This is a genomic window from Hymenobacter pini (assembly GCF_020421205.1).
GTDB classification, from domain to species: domain Bacteria; phylum Bacteroidota; class Bacteroidia; order Cytophagales; family Hymenobacteraceae; genus Hymenobacter; species Hymenobacter pini.
In genome coordinates this window covers 971,921-996,969 of the sequence record NZ_JAIZZH010000002.1, presented here as the reverse complement: position 1 = coordinate 996,969, position 25,049 = coordinate 971,921, and the positions used below count along the sequence as shown (strand labels likewise).

At 61.5% G+C, this 25,049-nt stretch carries 21 protein-coding genes; 2 read left to right on the top strand and 19 right to left on the bottom strand.

Annotated elements, in window-relative coordinates; all coding sequences use genetic code 11:
* From LF252_RS10900 to LF252_RS10870, 7 genes are all read right to left on the bottom strand, one after another.
* The gene (locus LF252_RS10900) at positions 1-1,272 is read right to left on the bottom strand and encodes a M20/M25/M40 family metallo-hydrolase (RefSeq protein ID WP_226269611.1); all 1,272 of its coding nucleotides are present in this window, start codon (positions 1,270-1,272) and stop codon (positions 1-3) included.
* Positions 1,273-1,519: 247 nt separating this feature from the next.
* A complete protein-coding gene (locus tag LF252_RS10895) occupies positions 1,520-3,169 on the bottom strand; it encodes an NAD(P)-binding protein (protein WP_226269610.1) in 1,650 nt (549 codons plus the stop codon).
* Positions 3,170-3,365: 196 nt separating this feature from the next.
* Positions 3,366-4,940, bottom strand: coding sequence for a polyamine aminopropyltransferase (locus tag LF252_RS10890; protein WP_226269609.1), 1,575 nt, complete (start codon positions 4,938-4,940; stop codon positions 3,366-3,368).
* The gene (locus LF252_RS10885) at positions 4,933-5,148 is read right to left on the bottom strand and encodes a DUF350 domain-containing protein (RefSeq protein WP_226269608.1); all 216 of its coding nucleotides are present in this window, start codon (positions 5,146-5,148) and stop codon (positions 4,933-4,935) included. The genes LF252_RS10890 and LF252_RS10885 overlap by 8 nt, the downstream gene beginning before the upstream one ends.
* 94 nt (positions 5,149-5,242) lie before the next feature.
* Entirely contained in the window at positions 5,243-5,431 is a 189-nt protein-coding gene (locus LF252_RS10880; RefSeq protein ID WP_226269607.1) for a hypothetical protein, read from the bottom strand.
* A gap of 17 nt (positions 5,432-5,448) precedes the next feature.
* The gene (locus LF252_RS10875) at positions 5,449-6,792 is read right to left on the bottom strand and encodes a DUF4178 domain-containing protein (RefSeq protein ID WP_226269606.1); all 1,344 of its coding nucleotides are present in this window, start codon (positions 6,790-6,792) and stop codon (positions 5,449-5,451) included.
* On the bottom strand, positions 6,789-7,142 hold the full coding sequence (locus tag LF252_RS10870) for an S-adenosylmethionine decarboxylase family protein (RefSeq protein WP_226269605.1): 354 nt from the start codon (positions 7,140-7,142) through the stop codon (positions 6,789-6,791). Before LF252_RS10870 ends, LF252_RS10875 begins: the two co-directional genes overlap by 4 nt.
* 206 nt (positions 7,143-7,348) lie before the next feature.
* Between LF252_RS10870 and aspA the strand changes: the two genes are divergently transcribed.
* Positions 7,349-8,755: an aspartate ammonia-lyase gene (aspA, locus tag LF252_RS10865; RefSeq protein WP_226269604.1), complete on the top strand. Its 1,407-nt coding sequence runs from the start codon at positions 7,349-7,351 to the stop codon at positions 8,753-8,755.
* Between the two features lie 230 nt (positions 8,756-8,985).
* On the opposite strand, the gene LF252_RS10860 is transcribed toward aspA, so the two are convergent.
* From LF252_RS10860 to LF252_RS10830, 7 genes are all read right to left on the bottom strand, one after another.
* Complete coding sequence (locus tag LF252_RS10860) at positions 8,986-9,780, bottom strand: LytR/AlgR family response regulator transcription factor (RefSeq protein WP_226269603.1); 795 nt, start codon at positions 9,778-9,780, stop codon at positions 8,986-8,988.
* 214 nt (positions 9,781-9,994) lie between these two features.
* On the bottom strand, positions 9,995-11,038 hold the full coding sequence (locus tag LF252_RS10855; RefSeq protein ID WP_226269602.1) for a sensor histidine kinase: 1,044 nt from the start codon (positions 11,036-11,038) through the stop codon (positions 9,995-9,997).
* A 6-nt stretch (positions 11,039-11,044) separates the two neighbouring features.
* The gene (locus LF252_RS10850) at positions 11,045-11,995 is read right to left on the bottom strand and encodes an alpha/beta fold hydrolase (RefSeq protein WP_226269601.1); all 951 of its coding nucleotides are present in this window, start codon (positions 11,993-11,995) and stop codon (positions 11,045-11,047) included.
* 253 nt (positions 11,996-12,248) lie between these two features.
* Positions 12,249-13,373 carry a 3-isopropylmalate dehydrogenase gene (gene leuB, locus LF252_RS10845; protein ID WP_226269600.1) on the bottom strand — a complete coding sequence of 375 codons (1,125 nt, stop codon included), beginning with the start codon at positions 13,371-13,373 and terminating at the stop codon, positions 12,249-12,251.
* Complete coding sequence (gene leuD, locus LF252_RS10840) at positions 13,361-13,960, bottom strand: 3-isopropylmalate dehydratase small subunit (protein WP_226269599.1); 600 nt, start codon at positions 13,958-13,960, stop codon at positions 13,361-13,363. The genes leuB and leuD overlap by 13 nt, the downstream gene beginning before the upstream one ends.
* A gap of 176 nt (positions 13,961-14,136) precedes the next feature.
* Positions 14,137-15,549 carry a 3-isopropylmalate dehydratase large subunit gene (leuC, locus tag LF252_RS10835; RefSeq protein WP_226269598.1) on the bottom strand — a complete coding sequence of 471 codons (1,413 nt, stop codon included), beginning with the start codon at positions 15,547-15,549 and terminating at the stop codon, positions 14,137-14,139.
* A 162-nt stretch (positions 15,550-15,711) separates the two neighbouring features.
* On the bottom strand, positions 15,712-16,878 hold the full coding sequence (locus LF252_RS10830; protein ID WP_226269597.1) for a 2-isopropylmalate synthase: 1,167 nt from the start codon (positions 16,876-16,878) through the stop codon (positions 15,712-15,714).
* A 296-nt stretch (positions 16,879-17,174) separates the two neighbouring features.
* Between LF252_RS10830 and LF252_RS10825 the strand changes: the two genes are divergently transcribed.
* Positions 17,175-17,972 carry a hypothetical protein gene (locus LF252_RS10825; protein WP_226269596.1) on the top strand — a complete coding sequence of 266 codons (798 nt, stop codon included), beginning with the start codon at positions 17,175-17,177 and terminating at the stop codon, positions 17,970-17,972.
* A 25-nt stretch (positions 17,973-17,997) separates the two neighbouring features.
* Here LF252_RS10825 and ilvA read toward each other — a convergent pair whose 3' ends face one another.
* From ilvA to ilvD, 5 genes are all read right to left on the bottom strand, one after another.
* Positions 17,998-19,272: a threonine ammonia-lyase IlvA gene (gene ilvA, locus LF252_RS10820; protein ID WP_226269595.1), complete on the bottom strand. Its 1,275-nt coding sequence runs from the start codon at positions 19,270-19,272 to the stop codon at positions 17,998-18,000.
* Positions 19,273-19,403: 131 nt separating this feature from the next.
* Positions 19,404-20,498 (bottom strand): ketol-acid reductoisomerase, encoded by a 1,095-nt coding sequence (gene ilvC, locus LF252_RS10815; protein WP_226269594.1) that lies wholly within the window; start codon positions 20,496-20,498, stop codon positions 19,404-19,406.
* Between the two features lie 165 nt (positions 20,499-20,663).
* On the bottom strand, positions 20,664-21,257 hold the full coding sequence (ilvN, locus tag LF252_RS10810; protein ID WP_226269593.1) for an acetolactate synthase small subunit: 594 nt from the start codon (positions 21,255-21,257) through the stop codon (positions 20,664-20,666).
* Between the two features lie 214 nt (positions 21,258-21,471).
* Positions 21,472-23,217 (bottom strand): biosynthetic-type acetolactate synthase large subunit, encoded by a 1,746-nt coding sequence (gene ilvB, locus LF252_RS10805; protein ID WP_226269592.1) that lies wholly within the window; start codon positions 23,215-23,217, stop codon positions 21,472-21,474.
* The gene (ilvD, locus tag LF252_RS10800; RefSeq protein ID WP_226269591.1) at positions 23,174-24,901 is read right to left on the bottom strand and encodes a dihydroxy-acid dehydratase; all 1,728 of its coding nucleotides are present in this window, start codon (positions 24,899-24,901) and stop codon (positions 23,174-23,176) included. Before ilvD ends, ilvB begins: the two co-directional genes overlap by 44 nt.
* Positions 24,902-25,049: the final 148 nt, after the last annotated feature.

Sequence of the window (25,049 nt, the reverse complement as noted above, 5' to 3'; positions counted from 1 at the left end):
CTAAGGGGTGCCGGGCGCAAGGCGGGTGGGCGTATCCTGTCCGCTGACGAGGGAGGCGGCGCCGGCCGCAATGCCCTGCACTACCGCGCGCATATTGCTGAAGTTAAGGTTGGCTATTTCGTCGTCTACCGTGTGGTAATACGTGGCGCTGGGCAACTGCACGGTGCTGATGGTATGGGCCGGAATACCAAGCCGCGCCAGCTTGTAGTTATCTGAGCGGTAAAATAAGTATTGGTCAGGATACGGGTCGGGCTCGAAGCGGAAAGTGGTAGCGGGTACCTGGCGCTGCAGAATTGCCCCCAGATCCGACTTCTCGAAGCCCGTCACGAAAGCCGAGCGGAGTCCGAACTTCGCCGGCGTACCAATCATTTCAATGTTGAGCATGGCTGCTACCTGGCTGGGCTGCAACTGCCGGCTGAAGTATTCCACCCCAAAGCCGCCAACCTCTTCGGCCGTGAAGGCCACAAACACTAGGGTGCGGGCATTATCGTGGCGCTTGTGATAGTAGCGGGCCAGCGCCACCACGGCGGCCGTGCCGCTGGCATCATCATCGGCCCCATTGGCAATGGAGTCGCCCTGCACGGCGGGCCGGATACCCAGGTGGTCGTAATGCGCGGAGAAAATTACCTGCTCATTTTGGTGGGCTGGGTCGCGGCCCGGAAGCACGCCCACCACGTTGCGCAATCGCACGGTCCGGACACTGGTGCGGCCGCTGACGCTGAATGAAGTAGCCTGTGTATCAGTGGTGAGCAGCAAGACCACCGAGAACGGGTCCGGTGGCGTAAGGCTGAATTGGCTGTTGCTCCAATAGTGCGCCACCAGTGAATTAAACCAGCGGCTATGATCCGGGTGCACCAGCACCAACAAGTCCTGCTTAGCCTTGAAAACCGAATCGACATACGGCCTCAGCGATACACCGGCCGGGACTATGAGCAGCCGCGGCGGCCGCGCCTGCGTGGCAGTCCAGGAAAAGGCTGGCTGGCCCGGCAACAGTACCGAGCGGCTGTGGTCGATAGGCTGTCCGTTGAGCGAAACGGTAAGCCCCTGGCTACGACTCTGGTATACCGTAAATTCTTGCGCAGAGGATGGCGCGCCGGGCAACGGCTGCAAGCCCGCCCGTTGAAACTCCTTTTCCAGGTAGCGGGCCGCCAGCACTGAGCCGTCGCCCACGCCGCGCCCGCGCATGGCATCACCAGCCAGTTCACCCACCACCCGGCGCAACGCCCGCTCAGAAACCACCGATTGAGCCGAGGCTGGTAGAAAAACCAGCACGTTTAGGCATAAAAGGATGAAAACGATGCAAGAGTGAGTAGCCTTGAGCATGTTAATTACGATTGTATCGTAATATTACGAATAATTCGTAAATCGGTATCAGGCAGAACTACAGATATAATCTCCCGGCATCAGACATCAACAAGGGGTTATGCGGTGGAAGAGTTGATCTGGCTAGGCTCTTGCCCGATAATCAAGATGAAACTGGCCGCACGCAGCCTAGTGGCATGATGCTATTTTAAGGGAACTAAGCGAGAGACTGAGCCGCTACAGCCTCACGTGCGGCTCGGGTGCCCTGGTAAAATCCTTCTTCAAAAATGGAGATGCCGCTCAGGTCGGTGTGGGCAAAAAACAGCTTGTCGGCCCAAGGCTTAGCGGCTTGTTGCCGGGCCGGGCCCCACACGAAGCCCGGCGTAGGAGCCACCATGCCGTGGCCCCACACCCATACGTCGGCGCGTTGCACCAAGGCCGTGATGCCAGGGTGGGCCGTTTCCAGCTCCTGCAACGCCCGGCGCACCCACTCATCGTAGCTGGTTTGGTAGGCCATGCGGCGGGCCTCAGCCGGATCGGGAGCTGCCAGGGGAAGGTAATACGTGATGACGCGCGGGCTGTCCGCGTTCAAGCTCAGGCTCTGATGGTTGGCGTGCACGTAGCCCACCGACGGGCTACCGTACAGCACATTATCCCAGCTCAGCGGCTGGCCCGGGCCCTGGGGCAAATACTCCACCGTCAGGTTCACAATCACCCACGGGGCGCGGTGGCAGGGCAGGGCGCGGTGGGCTTCGGGCGGCAGGTTGCTCAGCAGCCGCTGGGTGATAAACAGCGGAGTAGCCAGAATAACCTGCCGGGCCTGGAAGCGGGTGGTTTGGCGGGTGGGTACGTGGTAGCAGTCTACGGCCAGGCCGCCGAGCGTATTGTGCAGTGCGTAAGCTACGGTGTCGGGGTGGATGGGGGAAGTGGCCTGCCGGCGCAGCTGTTCTATCAGAAATCCGTTGCCCTGAGGCCAGGTGAGCACATCGGCGCCGGTGGCGTTGTGGGCCCGACCTTTGCGGGCCGCAAAGTAGTGCAGCCCCGCCCACGCCGACACCTGCGTTGGGGTAGCCCCGTAGTCGTCGCGGCAGCAGTAGTCGAGGTACCAGAGCAGGTGCGGGCTGGTGAAACCCTGCTCCGTCAGGTATTGGGCAAAAGGTACGGCATCCAGCTGCCGGTACTGCTCGTCCTGGGACGACTCCTGCACCGGAATCCGGAAGGCGTCGCGGCCGTCGGAACCTACGGCCTGGCGCAGCTGCTCAATCAGCCGGAAGAAGCGGGCTATCTGGGCTTGTTCAGCCGCGGGTACCCCCAACTCGGGTACCAATCCGCCTTGCCAATGGCCCTGGATGTACAGGCGTTCCTCAGGGTCGTGGCAGAGGTGGTACTCGTTGTAAATCGGTAGCCCGGAGGTAGCGTCGGTGCCGGTAATTACGCCGGCCTGCGCCAGAAACCCGAGCAGCTCGGAGTTACGGGCGTCGGGCACCGGTAAGTAGTGTGCGCCCCAGGGATACGCGGATACAGCATTTTCGCCGGCCCGGGAGTTACCGCCCACCTGCTCGTCCAGCTCTACCAGCGCAATATGTTGCGGGTTTACGCCCCGGCGCTCCAGCTCCCGCCGTGCCGCGAGGCCGCTTACCCCGCCGCCCACAATCAGCACATCTACCTGCTGGGTGCGCTGCGGGGCCGGTAGCGCCGCCACGTTGCGCAGCAGATGACCGGTGGCGTGGTTGGCCCCGTGCAGACTTCCGCGGATATGGCTGCGGCTGGTGCCCGGCGCGCACGACTCCAGCCCTACCAGCGGAGCCAGCAGCAGCCCCGCGCCACCTAACGCGGCCTGTTGCAGAAAATGACGGCGGGTGGACATTGGGCGTTTCTCGTTGCTGGCTTTTAGTTATTCGTTGCTGATGCTGGTTGGGGACTTCTGTGAGTTCTGTCATCCTGAGCAGAGCGAAAGACCTTATCACAGAGGAACAAGTAGTAATCAGATGACCTTGCTGACGTTATTAGATCCTTCGCAAGCTCAGGATGACAACGATTGAGAACGGACAGTAGCCAACCACCTAATGCACATACGGCCCCCAGTCATCCTCGAAATAGCGGACCAGGGCCTGGTTGTTGAGCTGGTTGATGTCGGTGGGGATTTCGCTCATGTCGGGCGGGAAGAAGCGCATGTCGCGGATGGTGGCGGGCGACACGTAGCGCAGGCCGGCGGGGAGGGGGCCGGCATCGGGCCGCCAATGCTGGTTGCGGCCGGCCAGCACAAAGCCCCACTCCCCAAACGACGGCACGTAGCAATGGTAAGGCAGGGTGGTGAAACCGGCCGCCTGCAACGTGTGGGCCACGCACCAGAACGAGCGGCGCGCCACGTAGGGCGAGGTGCTCTGCACCACCACCCAGCCGCCGGGGGCCAGCCGCTTTTCCAGCTCCCGGTAAAACGCCACCGAATACAGCTTGCCGATGGAGTAGTTGCCGGGGTCGGGAAAATCCACTACGATGCACTGGTAGCGGGTAGTATCCTGGCGCACCCACTGGTAAGCGTCACCGTTGATAACTTCCACTTTGGAATGCAGTAGTGCCCCCCGGTTCAGCTCGCGCAGCATCTCATTATTTTGAAACAGGCGCGTCATACCCGCGTCGAGGTCGACCAGCCGGATGTGCTGCAGCTGGGGGTATTTCAGCAGCTCGCGCACAGCCAGCCCGTCGCCGCCGCCCAGCACCAGCACCTGCCGGGCCCGGGGCAGCGCCTGCATGGCCGGGTGCACCAGCGCCTCGTGGTAGCGGTACTCGTCGAGGGAGCTGAACTGCAGGTTGCCGTTGAGAAACAGGCGCAGCTCCCGCTGGTTTTTGGTGAGGATGATGCGCTGGTAGGTGGTGCTCTTGGAGTAAATCACCTGGTCCTGAAATGCCAGGCCTTCGGTGTAGGTCTGGATGCGCTCGGCGTAGCCGAAGCCCACGGCCAGCGCCACCAGTGAGGCTACCAGCGCCCCGGTGAGGCTGCGCCGGAAGGGCCGGGTTTCGGGGAAGCGGTACAGGGCCACGCCCGCCACGGCCACGTTCAGGGCCCCGCACAGCAGCGAAGTCCGGATAAGCCCCAGCTGCGGCATGAGCACCAGCGGGAACACCAGCGAGGCCAGCAGCGCCCCAATGTAGTCGAAGGTGAACACGCGGGAAACCAGGTCCTTGAACTCGAAGCGGTTTTCCAGAATCCGCATCAGCAGCGGAATTTCCAGGCCCACCAGCACTCCCGTGAGGCCCACCAGCGCGTACAGAATCAGCCGGAACGACACCACGTATTCGAACAGCACAAACAGCAGCGGGGCCGAAAAGCCGCCCACCAACCCCACCAGAATTTCGAGCCGGATAAACCACCGCAGCAACGAGCCCCCCAGGTAGCGCGACAGCCACGAGCCAATGCCCATCGAAAACAGGTACACCCCGATGATGGTGGAAAACTGCATCACCGAGTCGCCGAGCAGGTAGGAGGCCAGCGTGCCCGCAATCAGCTCGTACACCAGCCCGCAGGTGGCAATAACAAACACCGAACCCAGCAGCAGGGCCGGGCGGTAATCGGCCGGGGCGGTGGCGGCGGGCCCGGGGGCCACGCGCCGCGCCCGGCGCACGGGTACTTTATCCATGAATGGCGGAACTGATAATCAGGGCCACGGCCAGCATAAACGCCGCGGCCATAATGGCCAGGGCCGTGTTGTGCTCCTCGATAATTTCCTTCCAGAGCGTGCGGGGCGTGAGCTTTTCAATCACCACGAAGCTGATAACCAGAATAGTGATGCCCAGCACCGAGTAAATTACCGAAGCCGCAATCAGCTTAAAGTTGAGGTATTCCATGGGTTGATGGTTAGGTGCTGGTTGTTTGTTGCTCGTTGTTAGTCGTCAGTGCTTCGGTAGTTAAGCGTCATTCAACCGACAACTAACCGGCAACTCATTTATGAAAATAGGAGGCCCGCCCGCTGGAGCCGTGGGTACGGGTGCCGTTTAGGTTCTGCTCAGCCTCGTTGTCGTCGCCGAGCAGGCGAATGCCTGAGAGGCCGGCCCACACGAAGCCGCCGTACACGAGGGCCGCAAACAGCGCGTAAAAGCGAATTTTCCAGAGGGAGCGAAGCCAATCCATAGCAGCTAGGAAAAGAATCAGGAATCGGAGGAGGCGTAGGGATTGAAGTCACTGTTTTTCCAGCGCGACTGTTCGTGAAAGCGGCGGCGCAGCCACACCCAGCCGGGGTACAACAGTAGCAACACCAGAGCCACTGCGGCGTTGGAACCGGCCGTGGCCCGCGCCTCCACCGTGGCCCGGAACTGCACGCCCGACACATTGTTCTGGTCCGTGACCGGATAGAAATTGAGGTGGTAGCGGCCCGCCGGTACGGCATTGAGGAGCAAATTCTGGTTTTTCTCTCCCTCGCTCCAACTCTCCCCATCTTCCACCCCGGAGTAAAACTCCATGCTGCCGGTGCCGGCAAACTGCTGGCCGGTTTGCTCATTCACGAGCGTAAAGGGCACCTCCACCCAGGTGTTGTTGACCTCACTGTACAGCTTCACAGTGAGTGCCCCCGTGCCGGGCACCTCAAATGCAGGCGATACCAAAGGCGGCCGCTCCTGCACGCTGCTGGGCAGAAAAGTGGTAGCCCGGGCCGAATCGGTAGTGGTAGTGATGGGTATTTCGCTGGTGAACTGCTGGCTGAACACCCGCTCATTGCCCCACAGCATCAGGTACAGGTGCGTAAACACCACCAACAGCGCCGCCACCAGCGAAAAGGTGCGCAGCTGGGGCCAGATGGCCTCGTTGGGCGCGGGCTGGGCAGCCCCTACGCCGTTGCGCTCCGGTAGCTGCCCGGGTGTCAGGCCAAAGGCTTCGGCCACCTCCTGGGGCTCCAGGTGGCGGGCCCAAAACCAGTGGTTATGGTTCTGGTTTTTTCGCTCCCGCACCAGCATCAGAGGCGGACTGATATACTCAGAAATCGTTAGGCTCTCATCGGCCAGCACGTTCCAATCGAACTCCCCCTCGGCGTACAGGATACGAGGTGAGTAACGATTGTAGAGCGCATAATCAGTTTCTGCCGTTTCTATTACGCCACCTAGGCTTACGCGGTACTGGGTTTCGGTGGGCGTAAGTAGCAGCCAGTGGCCTTGAAAGACGGCCAGTTGCTGATACGCGCCGGTAGCCTCATTGCGCAGCTGAAATTCTTCCCATCGGTACCAGGGTGCCTTCACCTCGCAGCGCCACATGTAGCCGGTTACGCGGTAAGTTCTGCCCTCTAGTTGTCCTGTGCTACCGATGGCTAGAACGGGCGAATGATTAGGTATCTCCTTGAACTTGCGCAGCTTCTTGGGCGCGCCGGTTTCCGGGTATTCAAAAAACGTCCAACACCGCCCGCAACCGAAAAACGCGCTGTGGATGGCGTCATAGTACCGCACCTCGTGGCTGCAGTTGGGGCATTTCACGGCCGCCGGGGCCACTCCCTGGGGCTGGCTCATCGGCGCACTTCGGTTTTGCTGGTTTCGGTGGCCCCGAAGAACGCCAGGGTGGTGGCGTACAGCGCCCGGGCCCGGTCGGCGTTGTCGCGGCGGAAGTTGCTCAGGAACACGTCGAAGGTAGCCAGGCCGTGCTCGGGCCAGGTATGAATGCTCAGGTGCGACTCAGTGAGGGCCACCACGGCCGTGAAGCCGCCCTCCGGGAAGGCGTGGTAGGCGGCGCCCACCGCCGTGAGGCCCAGGGCGGCAATCTGCTGCTCAAAAAAAGCCTGGCAGGCGGGCATGTCCAGCAAAGCCGGGACCGGGGCCTGAAACGTAGCGAGGATATGGAGCCCGGGAGCGTAGGAATTCATCAGGTAGGATATGCCGGCGGCCGAAGGTCGGCGGCGGTCGGCTAACAATACTACGCAGCCCCGGCCACGTATCAAAACCTCCGCGGTGGTGGGGCAGTACAGAGACCTGGCCGGGGCGGGCCGCCGGTGGTTTGCGGGCAGCCCGTACCTTCGCCCCGTTTTTCCCCTCTGTTGAACACTATCCCACCTCTGACCTTTCCTTTCTGATGACTATTTCCCGGCTTGAGCACGATTTCCTGGGCGAGCGTGAAATTCCCGCTGATGTGTACTACGGCATCCAGACGCTGCGGGCTCTTGAGAACTTCCACATCACAGGCATTCCGCTGCGGGTGGAGCCGCTGTTTGTGCAGGCGCTGGCCTACGTGAAAAAAGCCGCCGCCCTGGCCAACCGCGACCTGGGCGTGCTGAAGCCGGAAATTGCCGACGCCATTGCCCGGGCCTGCGACCGGGTAGCCGCCGGCGAATTCGACGGCCAGTTCCTGACCGATATGATTCAGGGCGGGGCCGGCACCTCGGTGAACATGAACGCCAACGAGGTAATTGCCAACGTGGCCCTGGAGCTGATGGGCCACCAGAAAGGCGAGTACCAGTTCTGCCACCCCAACAACCACGTCAACTGCTCCCAGAGCACCAACGACGCTTACCCCACGGCCTTCCGTATTGCCCTCAGCAACAAGCTGGTGGGCTACAGCCAGGTGCTGGGCGAGCTGGCCGACGCCTTTGCCGCCAAGGGTGAGGAGTTCCGCAACGTGCTGAAAATGGGCCGCACCCAGCTGCAGGACGCCGTGCCCATGAGCATGGGCGACGAGTTCAAGGCCTTTGCTACCAACCTGCGCGAGGAGCTGCTGCGCATTGAGGATTCGCGCCGCCTCATTAGCGAAATCAACATGGGCGCCACGGCCATTGGTACCGGCGTAAACGCCCCCCAGGGCTACGCCGACCTGGTAACCAAGTACCTGCGCGAGGTCACCGGCCTCGACCTGAGCCTAGCGGGCGACCTGATTGAGGCCACCTATGACACCGGGGCCTACGTGCAGCTCTCGGGCGTGCTGAAGCGCACGGCCGTGAAGCTGAGCAAAATCTGCAACGATTTGCGCCTGCTGTCGTCGGGCCCGCGCTGCGGTATCAACGAAATCAACCTGCCCCCGCTGCAACCCGGCTCCAGCATCATGCCCGGCAAGGTAAACCCCGTGGTGCCGGAAGTGGTGAACCAGACGGCCTTCTACGTTATCGGGGCCGACCTGACGGTAACCATGGCCGCCGAGGGCGGGCAGCTGCAGCTGAACGTGATGGAGCCCGTTATCAGCTTCGCCCTGTTCACCAGCATCAGCTACATGACCAACGCCTGCCGTACCCTGCGTGAGAAGTGCGTGGTGGGCATTACGGCCAACGCCGAGCACGCCGCCGCCTTAGTGCGCAATAGCATCGGCATTGTAACGCAGCTGAACCCGGTACTGGGCTACGAAACCTCCGCCGATATTGCCCGCGAAGCCCTCAAAACCGGCAAATCGGTGCACGACATTGCCGTAACCGAGCGGCAGCTGCTCACCCAGGCCAAGTGGGATGAAATCTTCACCTTCGAAAACCTCATCCGCCCCAGCTTTGTGCAGTAGGGTGGGTGGTTAGGTGGTTGGGTGGTTGAATACGCCTGTCATCCTGAGCTTGCGAAGGACCTTGTCACGCCTGAACGACTGGTTTAGGGGTAATGAGGTCCTTCGTTTTTTTCAAAGCAGGTAGCAGCTCGTCAGGCCGGGACGTAGTGCGCCTCTGAATGACGTTCGGGCGTAAGAAGGTCCTTCGCAAGCTCAGGATGACAGGCGTTTTCAACCACCTGACCGCCCAACTACCCCTCCAGCCAGTTCTTCACCGCCCCAGCCTTTTCGCGACTCACTAGTACTTCCTCGCTCGGGGCGGGATGCAAATCTACCAGTAGCTTGCCGTTGAAGTGCGGGTGCAGGCGCTGCACGGCGGGGAGTTGGGCCAGAAGCTGGCGGTTGAGGCGGAAGAATTGCGCAGGGTCGAGCAAGCTCTCAAGCTGCTCCAGGGTGTATTCCACCACGAAGCGGCGGCCGTCGAGGGTACAGAGGGTGGTAGTTTCGTGGCGGCTCTGAAACCATGCAGCCTGGGTGGCGGCTAAGGGCAGCAGTTGCTCGCCGCTACGCACTAGAAACCGGGTTTTAAACTGCCGTTCCGGCCGGGGTAACGCATCAAGCAGCCGTTCCAAGCGCTGAGCGGTTTCATCGGCGGTTGGAGCAGCCGGTGGCGCAGTTGGCGTGGCCGGAGTGCGCCACTCGTGTAGCTTAGTGAGGGCAGCTGTCAGCTCGGCCAGCTTCACTGGTTTCAGCAGATAATCTACGCTGTTGGCTTTGAAAGCCCGGATGGCGTAGGCGTCATAGGCCGTCGTAAAAATAACCGGGCTGCGCACCACCGTCTGCTCAAATACCTCCAAGCTTAACCCATCGGCCAGTTGAATATCCGAGAGAATCAGGTCCGGAGCAGGGTTGTTGTCTAGCCACTGCAGCGCCCCGGCTACGCTATCCAAAACGGCCAGTACCTGCGCTTCAGGCGCGGCTTGGCGCAGCAGCCGTTGCAGCCGCTCGGCAGCCGGGTACTCGTCTTCGAGTAGGAGGACGTTCATTATAGAGTAGCTAGGAGTAAGTAGTTAGGAAAATAGAGTGGAGGGCAGAAGTAGAAACGTCATTCTGAGCGAAGCCGAAGAATCTCGCGTACTGACGTTGCAGCCACAAACCTATCATGGTAACCAAATAAAGCGGTAGAGATTTTTCGACTACGCCTCCGGTCCCTGGCTTGATGCGCCACATGCTCAGAATGACGTTTCTACTCCTAACTCCTCACAGCAGCGGCAATTGCACCTGAAACCAGCCGGCTTCCTGCGTTATGGCTACGGGGTGCGGGGCCTGCAACAGCTCGTAGCGGTGGCGCACGTTGCGCAGGCCGGTCCCGGTGCCGGGGGCGAGGCCAGCAGTGCGGGGGCGCAGGGTGTTGCGCACGGTGAAGTAGCCGGTGGCCGGGTCGGCCGAGAGTTCCAGCTCCAGCGGGTGTTCCCGGGAGGCTACGTTGTGCTTCAGGGCGTTTTCCACCAGCAGCTGCACGCTCAGGGGCGCTACCCGGGCCGCGTGGGCGGCGGCCGGCACCTGCCAGCGCACCCGCAGGTTGTCGCGGAAGCGGGCTTTGTGCAGGGCCAGGTAGGTTTCCACGAAGGCCAGTTCCTCGCTCAGCGGCACGGTGGGTTGGTCGCGGGCCAGCAGCACGTAGCGGTACACGTCGGAAAGCTGCTCCACGAAATCCTGGGCGGGCTCGTTGTCGGGCTCGATGAGGGCCGAGAGGGTGTTGAGCGAGTTAAACAGGAAGTGCGGGTCGAGCTGGCTTTGCAGGGCTTCCAGCTGGCTGCGGGTGCTGGCACTCTGCAGCTGCTCGGCGCGGCGCAGGTTGTCGGCCCACTGTCGGAAAAAATTCCAGCTTTCATATATCAGCTGAATTACAACCGTGGGCACCATATTCAGCCCAAACTCAAACCAGAACGCCGCCCAGGTAAGGTGCCCATGCTGCAAACGGGCAGCTATTTGCCCAATGCCTAGGGTAGTAAGCGCCGCAATGCTGGTATTGCTGAACGCCAGCCACCACAGCCGCTGCCGGGTTTGTTCCACCCGGGGAAACCGCCGGAACAAGTAACGCCACAACGAGCGGCCCAGCAGCCAGAAAATGGCGGTGATGATGATGGAGCAAAACCAAGCCACCAGAAAAGCAGGTAGGGAGCGTACCTGCAATGCCCCGCGGGGCAGCAATACCAGCGCGCCCAGCACCGGAATACCCAGCAACAAAAACCATTTGTCGTTGAGGTAAACCGGGGCCGGGCGCGGGGAAGTAGCTGACATGGAGAATTAGCGGGGAAGCTGCTGCACGAAGCTAACGACTGCCTGGCGGAACTGCGTGGGCTGCTCCAGGAAAGAGTTGTGCTTGCCGGCCAGCGTAACCACCTGTTTGCGCGGGAACTGGTACGTAGCGGCCGTGGCACCCGTCGTCCGGTCGTCTTTGCCCAGGATTACCAGCGTGGGCACGGTGAGCTTGGCAGTGGCGGGGGCGTAGTTCTGGCCGTAATCAGCCAGCCGGCCGCTGAATACCTGCTGGGCGAAGTCGGAGTTGCCGGGTACCGCGCGGCTGGCCCGCATGGCGCGGGCGGCCAGCGAATCGTGGGAGAACTGCAGCTGGCCAGCTAGTTTCTGCTGCTGCAGGGCGCCCATCACCATGCCAAACCGTTGCATCTGGGGCAGACTGGCGGCGGGGCGGGCCGCAGTGGGCAACAGGCTGGTGCCGTAGGTCAGCATGCTATCCAGGGAGGCTACCGGGTTCAGCACGGCATTGGTAAGCACCAGCGCCTGCACCCGCTGGGGGTACTTCTGGGCGTAAGCCGTGGCAATGGTACCACCGAAGGAGTGGGCCATGACCACCCATTTCTGCAAGCCCAACTGTTGGCGCACTTCCTCCAAATCCTGCACCATGCGGGCCATGGAGTAGTTTTTGGTGCGGGAGCTGCCCGAGCGCCCACTGCCGCGCTGGTCCAGGTACACCATCTGCAGCTTGTCTTCCAGTTGGTTGCCGCCTAGCTTCTCAAAAGAGTAGCTACCTGCGCCCGGCCCGCCGTGCACAAACACGCAGGGCGTGCCCTTGCCTGCTACCTGCACAAACAGTTTCACTGAATCGGAAGTCAGCACGGTGCGGGAGCCGGCGGGCAGCGCGGGCTGCTTCTGCGCCTGCGCGGCGGTGCCCACTACCACAAGCATCAGCAGTAACAGAAACCGAGAACGAAGGGCGGAGGCGGAGAAACGGAACATCGTAGTAGGGGTAGAGAATGGGAGAGGTAAGCCAGTTGCTAAGCGGTTAACTGGTTCAAACATCCGCATCCTTGGGCATAACCACGGGCACAAACGGGGCGAACCGCTCAGAGCCCCGGGTGAAGTGCACAAACATGTTGGGTGAACCGTTGGCAACAAGCATTAAAAAAGGCCCGGACGCCGACAGCAGCTGTCAGCATTCCGGGCCTTAGGCACCCCTCTCCGGTGCAAGGCAGTACCCGCGCGGGGCGGGTTAGATGATAGTGCTCATCCCGAGTTTGATGTTGTTGCGGTGCATCTCACAATCGGCAATATCCAGCACGGCGTAGGCAATGAAGCTGCCCACCTGCTCGGTGGTGTAGCGCGTGCCGGGGTTCAGCTCGGGCGTTACCACCTGCTGGTCCAGAGCATGCTCCACGGCGTCGCGCACCGTGTCGGCCTCTTCGGTGAGGCCGAAGTGGTCCAGCAGCATGGCCGCCGACAGAATAGTGGCAATGGGGTTGGCTATACCCTTGCCCTTGGCCTGCGGGTAGGAACCGTGGATGGGCTCGAACAAGGCCGCCGTATCCCCCACCGAGGCCGAGGGCAGCAGCCCCAGCGAGCCGGCAATAACCGAGGCCTCATCGGAAATGATGTCCCCGAACATATTCTCGGTCAGAATCACATCGAACTGCTTGGGGTTGAGGATAATCTGCATGGCGGCGTTGTCCACGAACAGGTAGTCGAGGGCCACGCTGGGGTACTCGGGGGCAATGCTCTGCACAGTTTCGCGCCAGAGGCGGGAGGTTTCCAGCACGTTGGCCTTATCCACCAGCGTGAGCTTGTGGCGGCGGGTTTCGGCGGCCCGGAAGGCGCGGTGCGCAATTCGCAGGATTTCCTCCCGGGAGTAGGTGCAGTTGTCGTAGGCCGAGTGCCCGTCGTTGAAGCGCCCTTTTTCCCCGAAGTATACCCCGCCCGTCAGCTCCCGGAAAATCAGAATATCGGCTCCCTGAATCCGCTCGGCTTTCAACGGGGAATGCTCCAGCAGTTGGTGGTAGGCCGTAATGGGGCGGATGTTGGCGTAGAGGCCCAGCTCCTTGCGCAGGCGCAGCAGGCCCTGCTCGGGGCGCACCGGGGCGGTGGGGTCGTTGTCGTATTTAGGGTCGCCGATGGCCCCCAGCAGCACGGCGTCGGCCTGGTGGCAGGCGTCCAGGGTAAGCTCGGGCAGGGGCGAGCTGGTGGCGTCAATGGCGCAGGCTCCCATCAGTTGATAGTCAAACTGAAACTCGTGTCCGAATCGGTCGGCCACGGCCCGCAGCACGCGCACGGCTTCCCCACATACCTCCGGCCCGATTCCGTCGCCGGGCAATACCACAATGCGTTTGCTTAAAATACCCATGTCCGTTGTTGTTCAAAAGCGGTAATTGCGTCCTCCTGGCTGAGCAGGAAATCAATGTCGTCGTAGCCGTTAATGAGGCATTCCTTCTTGTAGGCGTCCAGCTCGAAGCGAATCGGCTCGGTACGGCCCGGTACCTGCAGCGTCTGGCTGGGCAGGTCCACCGTCAGCTCCACCTGCGCGTCTTGCTCTACCAGGGCAAACAGCTCCTGCAACTCTGCGGCCGTCACCTGCAGCGGCAGCAGCCCGGTGTTGAGCGCGTTGCCCCGGAAAATATCGGCGAAGTAGCTGCTGATAACCACCTGAAACCCGGCGTCATACAGGGCCCAGGCGGCGTGCTCCCGGCTGGAACCACACCCGAAGTTCTGGCCCGCCAGTAGGATTTGGTGGCCCTGGTAGCGGGCATCATTGAGCACGAAATCCAGCTTGGGCTGACCGTCGGCGGCGTAGCGCCAGTCGGCAAACAGGTTCTGCCCGAACCCTTCGCGGGTGGTAGCTTTCAGAAAGCGCGCCGGGATAATCTGGTCGGTGTCCACGTTTTCGATGGGCAGCGGAACCACACCGGTACGCAGGATGGTGAATTTTTCCATGTGGGGGTGGGGTGATGTTAGAACTAGCTCCCCTCCTTGGAAAGGAGGGGCTGGGGGTGGTTGATTTTTTAGAGCTAAGAAGTAGAAGTAGTTGTCGTTCAGGAGCGGATCAACCACCCCCAACCCACACTCGCTTGATGCGCGACATTTTCTAAGGAGGGGAGCAAGCTTTAGCACTAGTCTTGGTTCGCGTACTCAAGCACGTACTCCGCCACATCTACCAGCCGGCCTTCCACGGCGGTAATGGCGGCGACCAGGGGGGAGGCCAGCAAGGTGCGGGCCCCGGGGCCCTGGCGGCCCTCGAAGTTGCGGTTGGAGGTAGACACGCAGTAGGCGCCGGCCGGAATCTTGTCCTCGTTCATGGCCAGGCAGGCGCTGCAGCCCGGCTCGCGCAATTCAAATCCGGCGGCGGCCAGCACCTGGTCGAGGCCTTCGGCAATGGCCTGCTGCTCTACCTGCTTGGAGCCGGGCACGATGATGGCCTCCACGTGGGGCGCTTTGCGCTTGCCCCGTACGTAGGCGGCTACCGTGCGCAAATCCTCGATGCGGGAGTTGGTGCAGCTGCCGATAAACACGTGGCTGATTTCCTTGCCTAGCAGCGACTCGCCGGCCTCAAAACCCATATACCGCAACGACTTCTCGAAACTCGGCGCTTCGGCCGCCGCGGCCGGTTCTGGAATACTAGCGGCCAAGGGCATGCCCATGCCGGGGTTGGTGCCGTAGGTTATCATGGGCCGAATAGCCGCCGCTTCAAAGTGGTGCTCGGCGTCGAACTGCGCGTCCTCGTCCGAAAACAGGGTTTGCCAGTGCGCCACGGCCCGGTCCCAGGCGGTACCCTGGGGTGCGAAGGGGCGGCCCTGCAGGTACTCAAAGGTGGTGGCGTCGGGGGCAATGAGGCCGCCGCGGGCTCCCATTTCGATGCTCATGTTGCACACCGTCATGCGGCCTTCCATGCTCAGGCTCCGAATGGCGCTGCCGGCGTACTCCACGAAGTAACCAGTGGCCCCACCCGTGCCCAGCTGGGCAATTACGTGCAGAATCACATCCTTGGCCGATACGCCCGGCTGCAGCTCCCCATCCACGGTAATGCGCATACGCTTGGGCTTATCAAGCAGCAAACACTGCGAGGCCATTACCTGCGCCACCTGGCTGGTCCCGATGCCAAACGCAATGGCCCCGAATGCACCGTGGGTGGAGGTGTGAGAGTCGCCGCACACAATGGTCAGGCCCGGTTGGGTCACGCCCAGCTCGGGCCCAATTACGTGCACAATGCCCTGGTAGGGATGGCCCAGCCCGTACAGTTCCACGCCGTGCCGGGCGCAGTTTTCGGTGAGCTTGTCCACCTGGGAGCGACTGAGCGGGTCCTGAATCGGCTGGTCCTGGTGGCGGGTGGGCACGTTGTGGTCGGCGGTAGCCAGAATCTGCTCGGGGCGGCGCAGCGTCAGGCCCCGGGCCGTCAGCTCGTCGAAGGCCTGGGGGCTGGTTACCTCATGAATCAGGTGCCGGTCAATGTAAAACACCGACAATCCGCCGGCTACCTCGCGCACCACGTGCGCATCCCAGATTTTATCAAATAACGTTTTGGACATGAGAGAGGGGTGGGGGGCCTCACCCCCCGGCCCCCTCTCCAGGGGGAGAGGGGGAGCCAGACGAATGAAGCGGGTGAGAGACGGAGTAGGAAATAGAAAATGGATGTCGTGAGCCGTTTGGCACCCCCTCTCCCCCTGGAGAGGGGGCCGGGGGGTGAGGCTTTACCCTGCCGTTACCAGCTGTTGCTGCTCCACCATGATGTGCAAATCCTCGTCCACGACCTCCTTTTGACGGTCGGCCAGGACGAGGAAATGGGTGTAGGCTTTGTTGAGGGCCACGCGGTCAAAGTCGTAGCCGATTTTCTGGAGGCGGTAGGCCAAAGCAGCGCGGCCCGAGCGGGCGGTGAGCACAATGCTGGAATCGGGCATGCCCACCTCGCGCGGGTCGATGATTTCGTAGGTTTCGCGGTGCTTAATCACACCATCCTGGTGAATGCCGCTGGAGTGGGCAAAGGCGTTGGCCCCCACAATGGCCTTGTTGGGCTGCACCGGCATGCTCATCAGGTGCGACACCATGGCCGAGGTTTCGGCCAGCAGCCTGGTGTTGATGCCGGTGCTGAAGTTGAGGTAGGGGTGCTGGCGGAGCACCATCACGGCTTCTTCGAGGGCCGTGTTGCCGGCCCGCTCGCCTACGCCGTTGATGGTGCACTCCACCTGCCGGGCCCCGCCCAGCACGCCCGCAATGGAGTTGGCCGTGGCCATGCCCAAATCGTTATGGCAGTGGGTGGAGAGGCGCACCCGCTCAATGCCGCGCACGTTGTCCGTGAGGTACTTGATTTTGGCACCGTACTCGGCCGGGAGGCAGTAGCCGGTGGTGTCGGGGATGTTGAGCACGGTGGCCCCGGCCCGGATGGCGGCCTCGCACACGCGGGCCAGAAACTCGTTGTCGGTGCGGCCGGCGTCCTCGGCGTAAAACTCCACGTCCTCCACAAACGACTTGGCCAGCTTCACGGCCGCCACCGCCCGCTCCAGCACCTGCTCGGGCGTGCTCAACAGCTTGTACCTAATGTGCGACTCCGAAGTGCCAATACCCGTGTGAATGCGCGGGTATCGGGCCGATTTCAGGGCCTCGGCCGCCGTGCGAATGTCGTTTTCCACGGCCCGGGAGAGGCCGCAGACGGTGGCCTCGCGCGTCTGGGCCGCAATGGCCGCCACGGCCGCAAAGTCGCCGGGGCTGGAAACCGGGAAGCCGGCCTCAATTACGTCCACGCCGAGTAGCTCCAGCTGCCGGGCAATGAGCAGTTTCTCGTCCCGGTTCAGTTTGCAGCCGGGCACTTGCTCCCCGTCGCGCAGGGTAGTATCGAAGATGTGGACTTTCTCGGTTGACATGGGGCAATGACTTCGTGACAGAAGGAAAGCCCCAAGTACACCCCCAGCCCCGGCCCCCCGAAACCGCTTTTCGGCACGCCTACTATTTCAAAAAGTTGCTGATGTGGTTGTAAGTTGCTGATTGATAGATGTTAATATGTTTGTTGTGTACAAGGGCAAATCTGTCTAAGATTTGCTTCTGATATCCTGCTTTAATAAAATAGGAGTTGCGCTACTGCGCCAACTCGCAGAGTATTGGTTCGAGATACTACCTTCGGGTACCAGAATACACAACGCTATACCGATCAGCCAAACCCATGAAAAATTTTAAAATAGTTCTAATCCTAAGCCTGTTGCTAATTGTTGATATGGCATTTGGCCAGCAGGTTGATAATGAGCAGGTAGCAATTGGCAGGAAATTTATAACGCTTGTCTCTGAGCGTAAAAATCAAGATGCGTGGCAGCTCTTTGATAAGAAGAATGTGTCCAATATTTCGGAAGAACAATTCAATGCAGCCTTCGGACAGTTGAGCGATATTCTGTCAACTGCTAACTCGTATGAGTTATCAATGAGTGGAGTAAAGGTTATAGAAAATAAAAAGGTGAATTTTTACAAGTTCAAAGGAATTTCAAGAATTTCGGAAGCTGGTAGTGATGTGTATGTAGATGTATTATTTTTTGAAAATTCAAATCTGGTAGCGGGAGTAAGCCCTATGAAACTAGTTTCTATACAAAATATACCAATTAATAACTCGAAAGCTTCTACCACTGCAGGGCAGGAAACTATACTGGAAGGTGAATCCACTATTTCGATAGATGGTATTGCCTACAAAGTAAGAGGAATAAATATTGTCCACTTCGAAAAGGAAAAGGCCCTTTTAGCTATTCAGGTTGAAATGAATATGCCTGAAGATACTAGTAATAAAGAAAAAGAGGTTAAAAAGGTAGCAGTTAAGTTTGCTAAGTATATAGTTGAAAATGGCTATATAGATAAGGCGAAGTCGAAGGCTAAAGGAATAAATAAAAAGCTGTTGAAGGATATTGGCGTGTCTTTTTATGATCCTAAAAAAGATAGAGGATTCAATGTTATGCTGAAACCGGAAGAATATAGGTAGTGGAAAGAGTTAAATTTGCTTTGTTTCACACCAGTAAACTCAGAAAATCCTGCTTCCCGTTTAGATACTCGTACGAAAACCCCTCGGCTACCATGCGCTGCTGGATTTCGGCAATGTCGTGGGGGCGCTGCACTTCCAGGCCGAAGAAAACGGGCCCTTTTTCCTTGTTGTTCTTCTTGATGTACTGAAACTGGATGATGTCGTCGTCCTCGCGCAGCACGTGGTTCACGAAGCGGCGCAGGGCCCCGGGCTTCTGGTTGAAGGTGACCAGGAAATAGTGCTTGCGGCCCTGGTGGCGCAACGCCCGCTCCTTGATGTCCTCCATGCGGGTGATGTCGTTGTTGGAGCCGCTGAGGACGCACACCACCGTTTTGCCCCGGATTTGGGCGGCGTACTGGTGCAGCACCGAGAGGCTGAGCGTGCCGGCCGGCTCCAGCACCAGGCCTTCCTCATTGTACATCTTCAGCAAATCCTCGCACACCTGGCCCTCGGGCACCAGCGCCACCTCGTCCAGCAGCTCCCGGCAGATGGCAAACGTCAGTTCGCCCGGGCACTTCACCGCCGCCCCGTCCACGAAGCTCTCGATGTGCTCCAGCGGCTGCCGCTGCCCCGTCTGGATGGCGCGGTGCATGGAGGGCGCGCCCAGGGGCTGCACGCCCACCAGCCGGGTGGCGGGGCTGAGCTGCCGGAACACGCTGCTCACGCCCGCCGCTAGTCCGCCGCCCCCGATGGGCATGAACACGAAATCAATGGGCGCGGGCGCGTCGCGCAGGATTTCCAGGCCCACGGTGGCCTGCCCGGCCACCACGGCCGCATCGTCGAACGGGTGCACGTACACGCCCTGGCGCTGCTGGCAAAACTCCTGCGCCGCCCTCGACGAATCATCGAACGTAGCCCCGGTCAGCACAATTTCCACCTGGTCGCGCCCGAACAGGCGCACTTTGTCCACCTTCTGGGCGGGGGTGGCAGCGGGCATGAAGATGTAGCCCCGACGGCCCAGCAGCTGGCAGGCGTAAGCTACGCCCTGGGCGTGGTTGCCGGCCGAGGCGCATACCACCGGCCGGGTGGCCTCATCGGCCGGTAGCCCCGCCATTTTGTTGTACGCCCCCCGGATCTTGTAGGAGCGCACCACCTGCAAATCCTCCCGCTTCAGGTAAATAGTGGCCCCGTAGGCCGCCGAAAGCCCCAAATTGTGCTGCAGCAGCGTGGGACTGATGACGCCCTGCAGCGTGCGGGCCGCCTGCTCCACCAGTGGCAGCGGCAGGGCGGGGGTGAGGGTGGCAGGTTGGGAAGGATGCATGGTGGTAGAGAAAAGTAGCGCGCAGCTCCGTTTCGCGCACGAGCCGCAGGTGAGTCCCCCGCAGATGGAGCGGTACTGGGATACTCGCTTCGCTCGTGCGCGAAGCGGAGCTGCGCGCTACTGGGTTTTGCTTAGTTACTGTCAGCCGTTAGGGCGTAGGATTCTTGCTGTTCTGCTTTTTCGGTGGCTCTGGAGCGTAGCTCGCGCACGGTAGCACCGGTTTGCCACAGCTCCGAGTCGCGCACTTCCTTCAACTCGGCTTCCAACTCCTGGCGGTAGCCGGGCGTGGAGCCGCGCTGGATGGTGCGGGCGGCTTCCTGGCCCGAGGCCACGCTGTCGTACAGCTCGTTGAGCACGGGCAGGGTGGCTTCGCGGAAGCGGCCTTTCCAGTCGAGGGCGCCGCGCTGTGCCGTTACGGAGCAGTTGCTGAACATCCAGTCCATGCCGTTTTCGCCCACCAGCGGCACCAGACTCTGGGTGAGTTCCTCCACGGTTTCGTTGAAGGCCTCAGAGGGCGAGTGGCCGCGCTGGCGTAGCACTTGGTACTGGGCCTCAATGATGCCAGCCAGCGCGCCCATCAGCACACCCCGCTCGCCAGTGAGGTCGGAGTACACTTCCTTGCGGAAATCGGTTTCGAACAGGTAGCCCGAGCCCACCCCGATGCCCAGGGCCACGGCCTTCTCGTAGGCGTGGCCGGTGGCATCCTGGTACACGGCAAACGACGAGTTCAGCCCGCCCCCGGCCACAAACAGCCGGCGCAGGCTGGTGCCGCTGCCCTTGGGCGCTACCAGCACCACGTCCACATCGGCGGGCGGGATGATGCCCGTCTGGTCGTTGAAGGTGATGCCGAAGCCGTGGGAGAAGTACAGTGTTTTGCCGGCCGTGAGGTGGGGCTTGAGCGTGGGCCACACGGCAATCTGCCCGGCATCGGAGAGCAGATTGGCCAGGATGGTGCCCCGCTCGGCCGCTTCTTCCAGGCTGAACAGCGTTTCTCCGGCCACCCAGCCATCGGCCTCCGCCTTGCTCCAGGAAGCCGAATCCGGCCGCTGCCCGATGATGACGTTGAAGCCATTGTCGCGCAGGTTCAGCGCCTGGCCGGGGCCTTGCACGCCGTAGCCCAGCACGGCAATGGTTTCGTTCTGCAGAATGGCGCGGGCTTTTTCCAGCGGAAATTCCTCGCGGGTTACTACGTGCTCTTCTACGCCGCCAAAGTTGATGGTTGCCATAATGGAGTTGGGTTTATGGTTGGTTAAGTTGTCAGTTGTTAAAAGCTCGTCATTCCGAGCGTAGCCGAGGAATCTCGCGTGCTGACGTTTGAGTTACTCCCACAACATCAGCATGCGAGATTCCTCGACTTCGCCTCCGGCTACGCTCGGAATGACGTTCTGGGGTCACATCGAAAACACCTTGTCGCGGCGGTCGAGGAACTCGTTTTCGCTCACTTCCTCGCCGGGCTGCTGGTGCTCGAACTCGCGCAGCTTGTGGTGGAAGCCCTGGCTGTCTTTGATGATGGCAATGCGGGCCGAGCGCACAAACTCGATGAGGCCGTAGGGGTGCAGCACCTCCAGCAGCTTGTCGGTTTCCTCGCGGTGGCCGGTGGTTTCAAACACGGTGTAGTCCTTGCGGATTACCACGGCCCGGGCCCCGTGCTCCCGCAGCAGCCGCTCCACAATGGCCCGCTCGGCAATGATGTCGGTGGGTACTTTGTAGAGGGCCATTTCCTGCCAGATGACTTCCTCGTTGGGGTTGAAGTACACCTTCAGTACCTCCACCTGCTTCTCCATCTGGCGGGCAATCTTGCGCACCACCTCCTCCGACTCGTGCACCACGATGTTGAAGCGGTGAATCCCCTCAATCTCCGAGGGTGAGGTGTTCAGGCTCTCGATGTTGATTTTGCGCCGCGAGAAGATGATGGCCAGCCGGTTAAGCAGTCCCACTTGGTTCTCGGTGTACGCCGTGATGTTGTATTCTTGCTTGTGAGACATGAGACGGTGAGACATGAGAGGTGAGACGAGCGGCGTGGCAGCCAACGCCCCGTCATTGCGAGCGGAGCGAAGCAATCCTTCCTTATCAGCGGCAAAAGCCCTAACCTATTCCAAAGCCTTTTATTGGTAGCTTCGGTCAGGGCTTGTCAGTTCTCCAGGGATTTGCGCTTTGATAAGGAAGGATTACTTCGTCCTTCGTCCTCGCAATGACACGTTACTTCAACCGGATTTCGCCCACGCCGCAGCCCTGGGGTACCATCGGGAAGATGTTGTTTTCGCGGGTGACGCGCACTTCCAGCAGGAAGGAGCCGGAGTGGTCCAGCAGCTGGCGCAGGGCGGGCTCCAGGTCGGGGCGGTGCTCCACGCGGCGGGCGGCAATGCCGTAGCCGTTGGCTACCGTCACGTAATCGGGGCTGGCAATTTCTACGGCGGAGTAGCGCCGCTCGTGGAACAGCTCCTGCCACTGCCGCACCATGCCCAGAAACTGGTTGTTGAGCAGCAGAATCTTCACCTCGATGCCGGTCTGCATGATGGTGCCCAGCTCCTGAATCGTCATCTGAATGCCCCCGTCGCCGATAACGGCTACCACCGTGCGGTGCGGCGCGCCGTAGCGGGCCCCAATGGCGGCCGGTAGCGCGAAGCCCATGGTGCCCAGGCCGCCGCTGGTAATGCTCAGGCGCGGGTGGTTGAGGCGGGCGTAGCGGCAGGCCACCATCTGGTGCTGGCCCACGTCCGTCACAATGATGGCCTCGCCCTGGGTCAGCTCGTTGAGCTGGTGAATCACCTCGCCCATGGTCAGCTCGTCCTGGGTTGGGAACAGCTCGTCCTGAATCACGGCGGCCACTTCCTCGGCATCATGGTCGCGGAAACGCTGCCGCCACTCCGGGTGCTGGCGGGCGGCTACCAGCTGCGTGAGCAGGGGCAGGGTTTCCTTGCAGTCGCCCCACACCGGCACGGTGGCCGTCACGTTCTTGTCGATTTCGGTGGGGTCGATGTCGAGGTGGATGACCTGGGCCTGGCGGGCATATTTGTCGAGGCGGCCCGTTACCCGGTCGTCGAAGCGCATGCCGATGGCCACGAGCACGTCGCACTCGTTGGTGAGGACGTTGGGGCCGTAGTTGCCGTGCATGCCCAGCATGCCCACGTTCAGCGGGTGGCCGGTGGGCAGCGCCCCGGCCCCGAGAATCGTCCAAGCCGCCGGAATGCCGCTTTTCTCGATGAATTCCCGGAACTCGGCTTCGGCCTGGCCCAGCAGCACGCCCTGGCCCCAGAGCACCAACGGGCGCTGGGCCCGGTTTATCAGTTCAGCGGCGCGCTGCACGTACTCGGGGCGCACCACGGGCCGGGGCCGGTAGCTGCGGATGTGAGTGCAGGGCTCGTAGCCGGCGTGCTCGAACAGCTGCAGCTGGGCGTTTTTGGTGATGTCGAGCAGGACCGGGCCGGGCCGGCCGCTACGGGCAATGTAGAAGGCCTTGGCCAGCGCCGCCGGAATATCCCGGGCGTCCGTTATCTGGTGGTTCCACTTGGTAACGGGCGTGGTGATATTCAGAATGTCGGTTTCCTGAAAGGCGTCGGTGCCCAGCAGATGCGCAAACACCTGCCCCGTGATGCACACCAGCGGGGTGCTGTCAATCTGAGCATCGGCCAGACCGGTGACCAGGTTGGTGGCGCCGGGGCCGCTGGTGGCAAACACCACGCCCACCCGTCCCGAGGCGCGGGCGTAGCCCTGGGCGGCGTGAATGCCGCCCTGCTCGTGGCGCACCAGCACGTGGTTCAGCTGCTCCTGAAAATCATACAGGGCATCGTAAATGGGGATGATGGCCCCGCCGGGGTAGCCAAAAATCGTGTCCACGCCCTCGGCCACCAGGCCCTGCAACAGGGCCACGGCCCCGGATACCTGCGGGGCGGCCAGGGTCTCAGGCGAGGCTGGCGCGGACTGAAGCTGCGGGTTCGGGAACATGGCTGTCGTCGGCTAAGTCGGTGATGCAGCCGTGGCTGGCGTCGCTCACGGTGCGGATGTATTTCAGCAGCACGCCCTGGCTGACCGGGGGCGCGGGCTGCTGCCATTGCTGGCGGCGCAGGGCCAGCTGCTCGTCGCTCAGGGCCACGTCCATGGTGTTGGCGGCGGCGTCCAGCGTAATCCAGTCGTCGTTTTCCACCAGGGCCAGCGGGCCGCCGTTGTAAGCCTCGGGGCTCACGTGGCCGATAACGAAGCCGTGGGTGCCACCCGAAAATCGACCGTCGGTTAGCAGGGCCACCTTATCACCCAGCCCGGCCCCAATGATGGCCGACGTGGGCTTGAGCATCTCGGGCATGCCCGGCCCGCCCTTGGGCCCCACGTACCGAATCACGACGACGTGGCCCGGCTGAATCAGGCCCTGCACAATGCCCTCGTTCAGCTCCTCTTCCGAGTCGAACACGATGGCCGGGCCGGCAAAGCGGGTGCCTTCCTTGCCGGTAATCTTGGCCACCGCGCCCCGGGGGGCCAGGTTGCCGTACAGAATCTGAATGTGGCCGTCGGGCTTGATAGGGTTGCTGGTGGGGCGCAGAATGTCCTGCTCCGGGCCCAACGGGGCCACATCGGCCAGGTTTTCGGCCAGGGTGCGGCCCGTTACGGTCAGCAAATCCCCATGGAGCAGGCCGGCGTTGAGCAGGGTTTTGAGCACAGCCGGTACCCCGCCCCGGGCCGAGAGGTCTTCCATCAGGTACTTGCCGCTGGGCTTGAGGTCGGCCAGCACCGGCGTCCGGTCGCTCACGGCCTGGAAGTCTTCGAGCGTAAGCCGTACGCCGGCGGCGTGGGCAATGGCAATGAGGTGGAGCACGGCGTTGGTGGAGCCGCCTAGCACAGTGGTTACCACCATGGCATTTTCGAAGGCTTCGCGCACCAGAATGTCGCGGGGTTTGAGGTCCAGCTCCAGCAGGCGGCGCAGGTACGCGCCGGTGCTGCGGCATTCCTGCTGCTTCTCGGCGCTTTCGGCCGGGGCCGACGAGGAGTAGGGCACGCTCAGACCCAGCGTTTCGATGGCGGCGGCCAAGGTGTTGGCCGTGTACATGCCCCCGCAGGCTCCCGGTCCCGGACAGGCATTGCGGATAATGCCGCGGTAGTCCTCGTCCGAAATCTGGCCCTGCAGTTTCTGCCCGTAGGCCTCAAAGCACGACACAATGTTGAGCTGCTGCCCCTTAAATGTGCCGCCCCGGATAGTGCCGCCGTACACCATCAGGCTGGGGCGGTTGAGGCGGGCCATGGCAATGAGGGCCCCGGGCATGTTTTTGTCGCAACCCACCACGCAGGCCAGGGCGTCGTAGTTGTGGGCCCCGGCCATGGCTTCAATGGAATCGGCAATAATTTCCCGGGACACCAGCGAGTAGCGCATCCCCGGCGTGCCGTTGGTGATGCCGTCACTGATGCCGATGGTGTTGAAGCGCAGTCCCACCAAATCCTGCTCCTGCACGCCCTGCTTCACCGCGTCGGCCAACTGGTTGAGGTGCATGTTGCAGGTGTTGCCCTCGAAGCCTGTGGAGCAAATGCCCACGAACGGCTTGCGCAAATCGGCCTCCGCAATGCCGGAGCCAATCAGCATGGCCTGCGAGGCCGGCAAGCTGTCGTCCTGGGTGTAGATGCGGCTGTATTTGTTGAGGGCCATGATTGTAGTGCTTAGTGCCTGGTGCTTAGTGTGTAGTATGCAGGCAGAAAAAAGAACGTCATGCTGAGCTTGGCGAAGCATCTCTACCGCTTCGTTCTGGCGGATTGCCTCACCCCCCGGCCCCCTCTCCAGGGGGAGAGGGGGAGCC

Excerpts from the sequence above, each read along its gene's own strand:
- LF252_RS10895 (WP_226269610.1), bottom strand. The coding sequence starts at position 3,169 with ATGTCCACCCGCCGTCATTTTCTGCAACAGGCCGCGTTAGGTGGCGCG.
- LF252_RS10890 (WP_226269609.1), bottom strand. The coding sequence starts at position 4,940 with ATGGATAAAGTACCCGTGCGCCGGGCGCGGCGCGTGGCCCCCGGGCCC.
- LF252_RS10885 (WP_226269608.1), bottom strand. The coding sequence starts at position 5,148 with ATGGAATACCTCAACTTTAAGCTGATTGCGGCTTCGGTAATTTACTCG.
- LF252_RS10880 (WP_226269607.1), bottom strand. The coding sequence starts at position 5,431 with ATGGATTGGCTTCGCTCCCTCTGGAAAATTCGCTTTTACGCGCTGTTT.
- LF252_RS10875 (WP_226269606.1), bottom strand. The coding sequence starts at position 6,792 with ATGAGCCAGCCCCAGGGAGTGGCCCCGGCGGCCGTGAAATGCCCCAAC.
- LF252_RS10870 (WP_226269605.1), bottom strand. The coding sequence starts at position 7,142 with ATGAATTCCTACGCTCCCGGGCTCCATATCCTCGCTACGTTTCAGGCC.
- aspA (WP_226269604.1), top strand. The coding sequence starts at position 7,349 with ATGACTATTTCCCGGCTTGAGCACGATTTCCTGGGCGAGCGTGAAATT.
- LF252_RS10860 (WP_226269603.1), bottom strand. The coding sequence starts at position 9,780 with ATGAACGTCCTCCTACTCGAAGACGAGTACCCGGCTGCCGAGCGGCTG.
- LF252_RS10855 (WP_226269602.1), bottom strand. The coding sequence starts at position 11,038 with ATGTCAGCTACTTCCCCGCGCCCGGCCCCGGTTTACCTCAACGACAAA.
- LF252_RS10850 (WP_226269601.1), bottom strand. The coding sequence starts at position 11,995 with ATGTTCCGTTTCTCCGCCTCCGCCCTTCGTTCTCGGTTTCTGTTACTG.
- leuB (WP_226269600.1), bottom strand. The coding sequence starts at position 13,373 with ATGGGTATTTTAAGCAAACGCATTGTGGTATTGCCCGGCGACGGAATC.
- leuD (WP_226269599.1), bottom strand. The coding sequence starts at position 13,960 with ATGGAAAAATTCACCATCCTGCGTACCGGTGTGGTTCCGCTGCCCATC.
- leuC (WP_226269598.1), bottom strand. The coding sequence starts at position 15,549 with ATGTCCAAAACGTTATTTGATAAAATCTGGGATGCGCACGTGGTGCGC.
- LF252_RS10830 (WP_226269597.1), bottom strand. The coding sequence starts at position 16,878 with ATGTCAACCGAGAAAGTCCACATCTTCGATACTACCCTGCGCGACGGG.
- LF252_RS10825 (WP_226269596.1), top strand. The coding sequence starts at position 17,175 with ATGAAAAATTTTAAAATAGTTCTAATCCTAAGCCTGTTGCTAATTGTT.
- ilvA (WP_226269595.1), bottom strand. The coding sequence starts at position 19,272 with ATGCATCCTTCCCAACCTGCCACCCTCACCCCCGCCCTGCCGCTGCCA.
- ilvC (WP_226269594.1), bottom strand. The coding sequence starts at position 20,498 with ATGGCAACCATCAACTTTGGCGGCGTAGAAGAGCACGTAGTAACCCGC.
- ilvN (WP_226269593.1), bottom strand. The coding sequence starts at position 21,257 with ATGTCTCACAAGCAAGAATACAACATCACGGCGTACACCGAGAACCAA.
- ilvB (WP_226269592.1), bottom strand. The coding sequence starts at position 23,217 with ATGTTCCCGAACCCGCAGCTTCAGTCCGCGCCAGCCTCGCCTGAGACC.
- ilvD (WP_226269591.1), bottom strand. The coding sequence starts at position 24,901 with ATGGCCCTCAACAAATACAGCCGCATCTACACCCAGGACGACAGCTTG.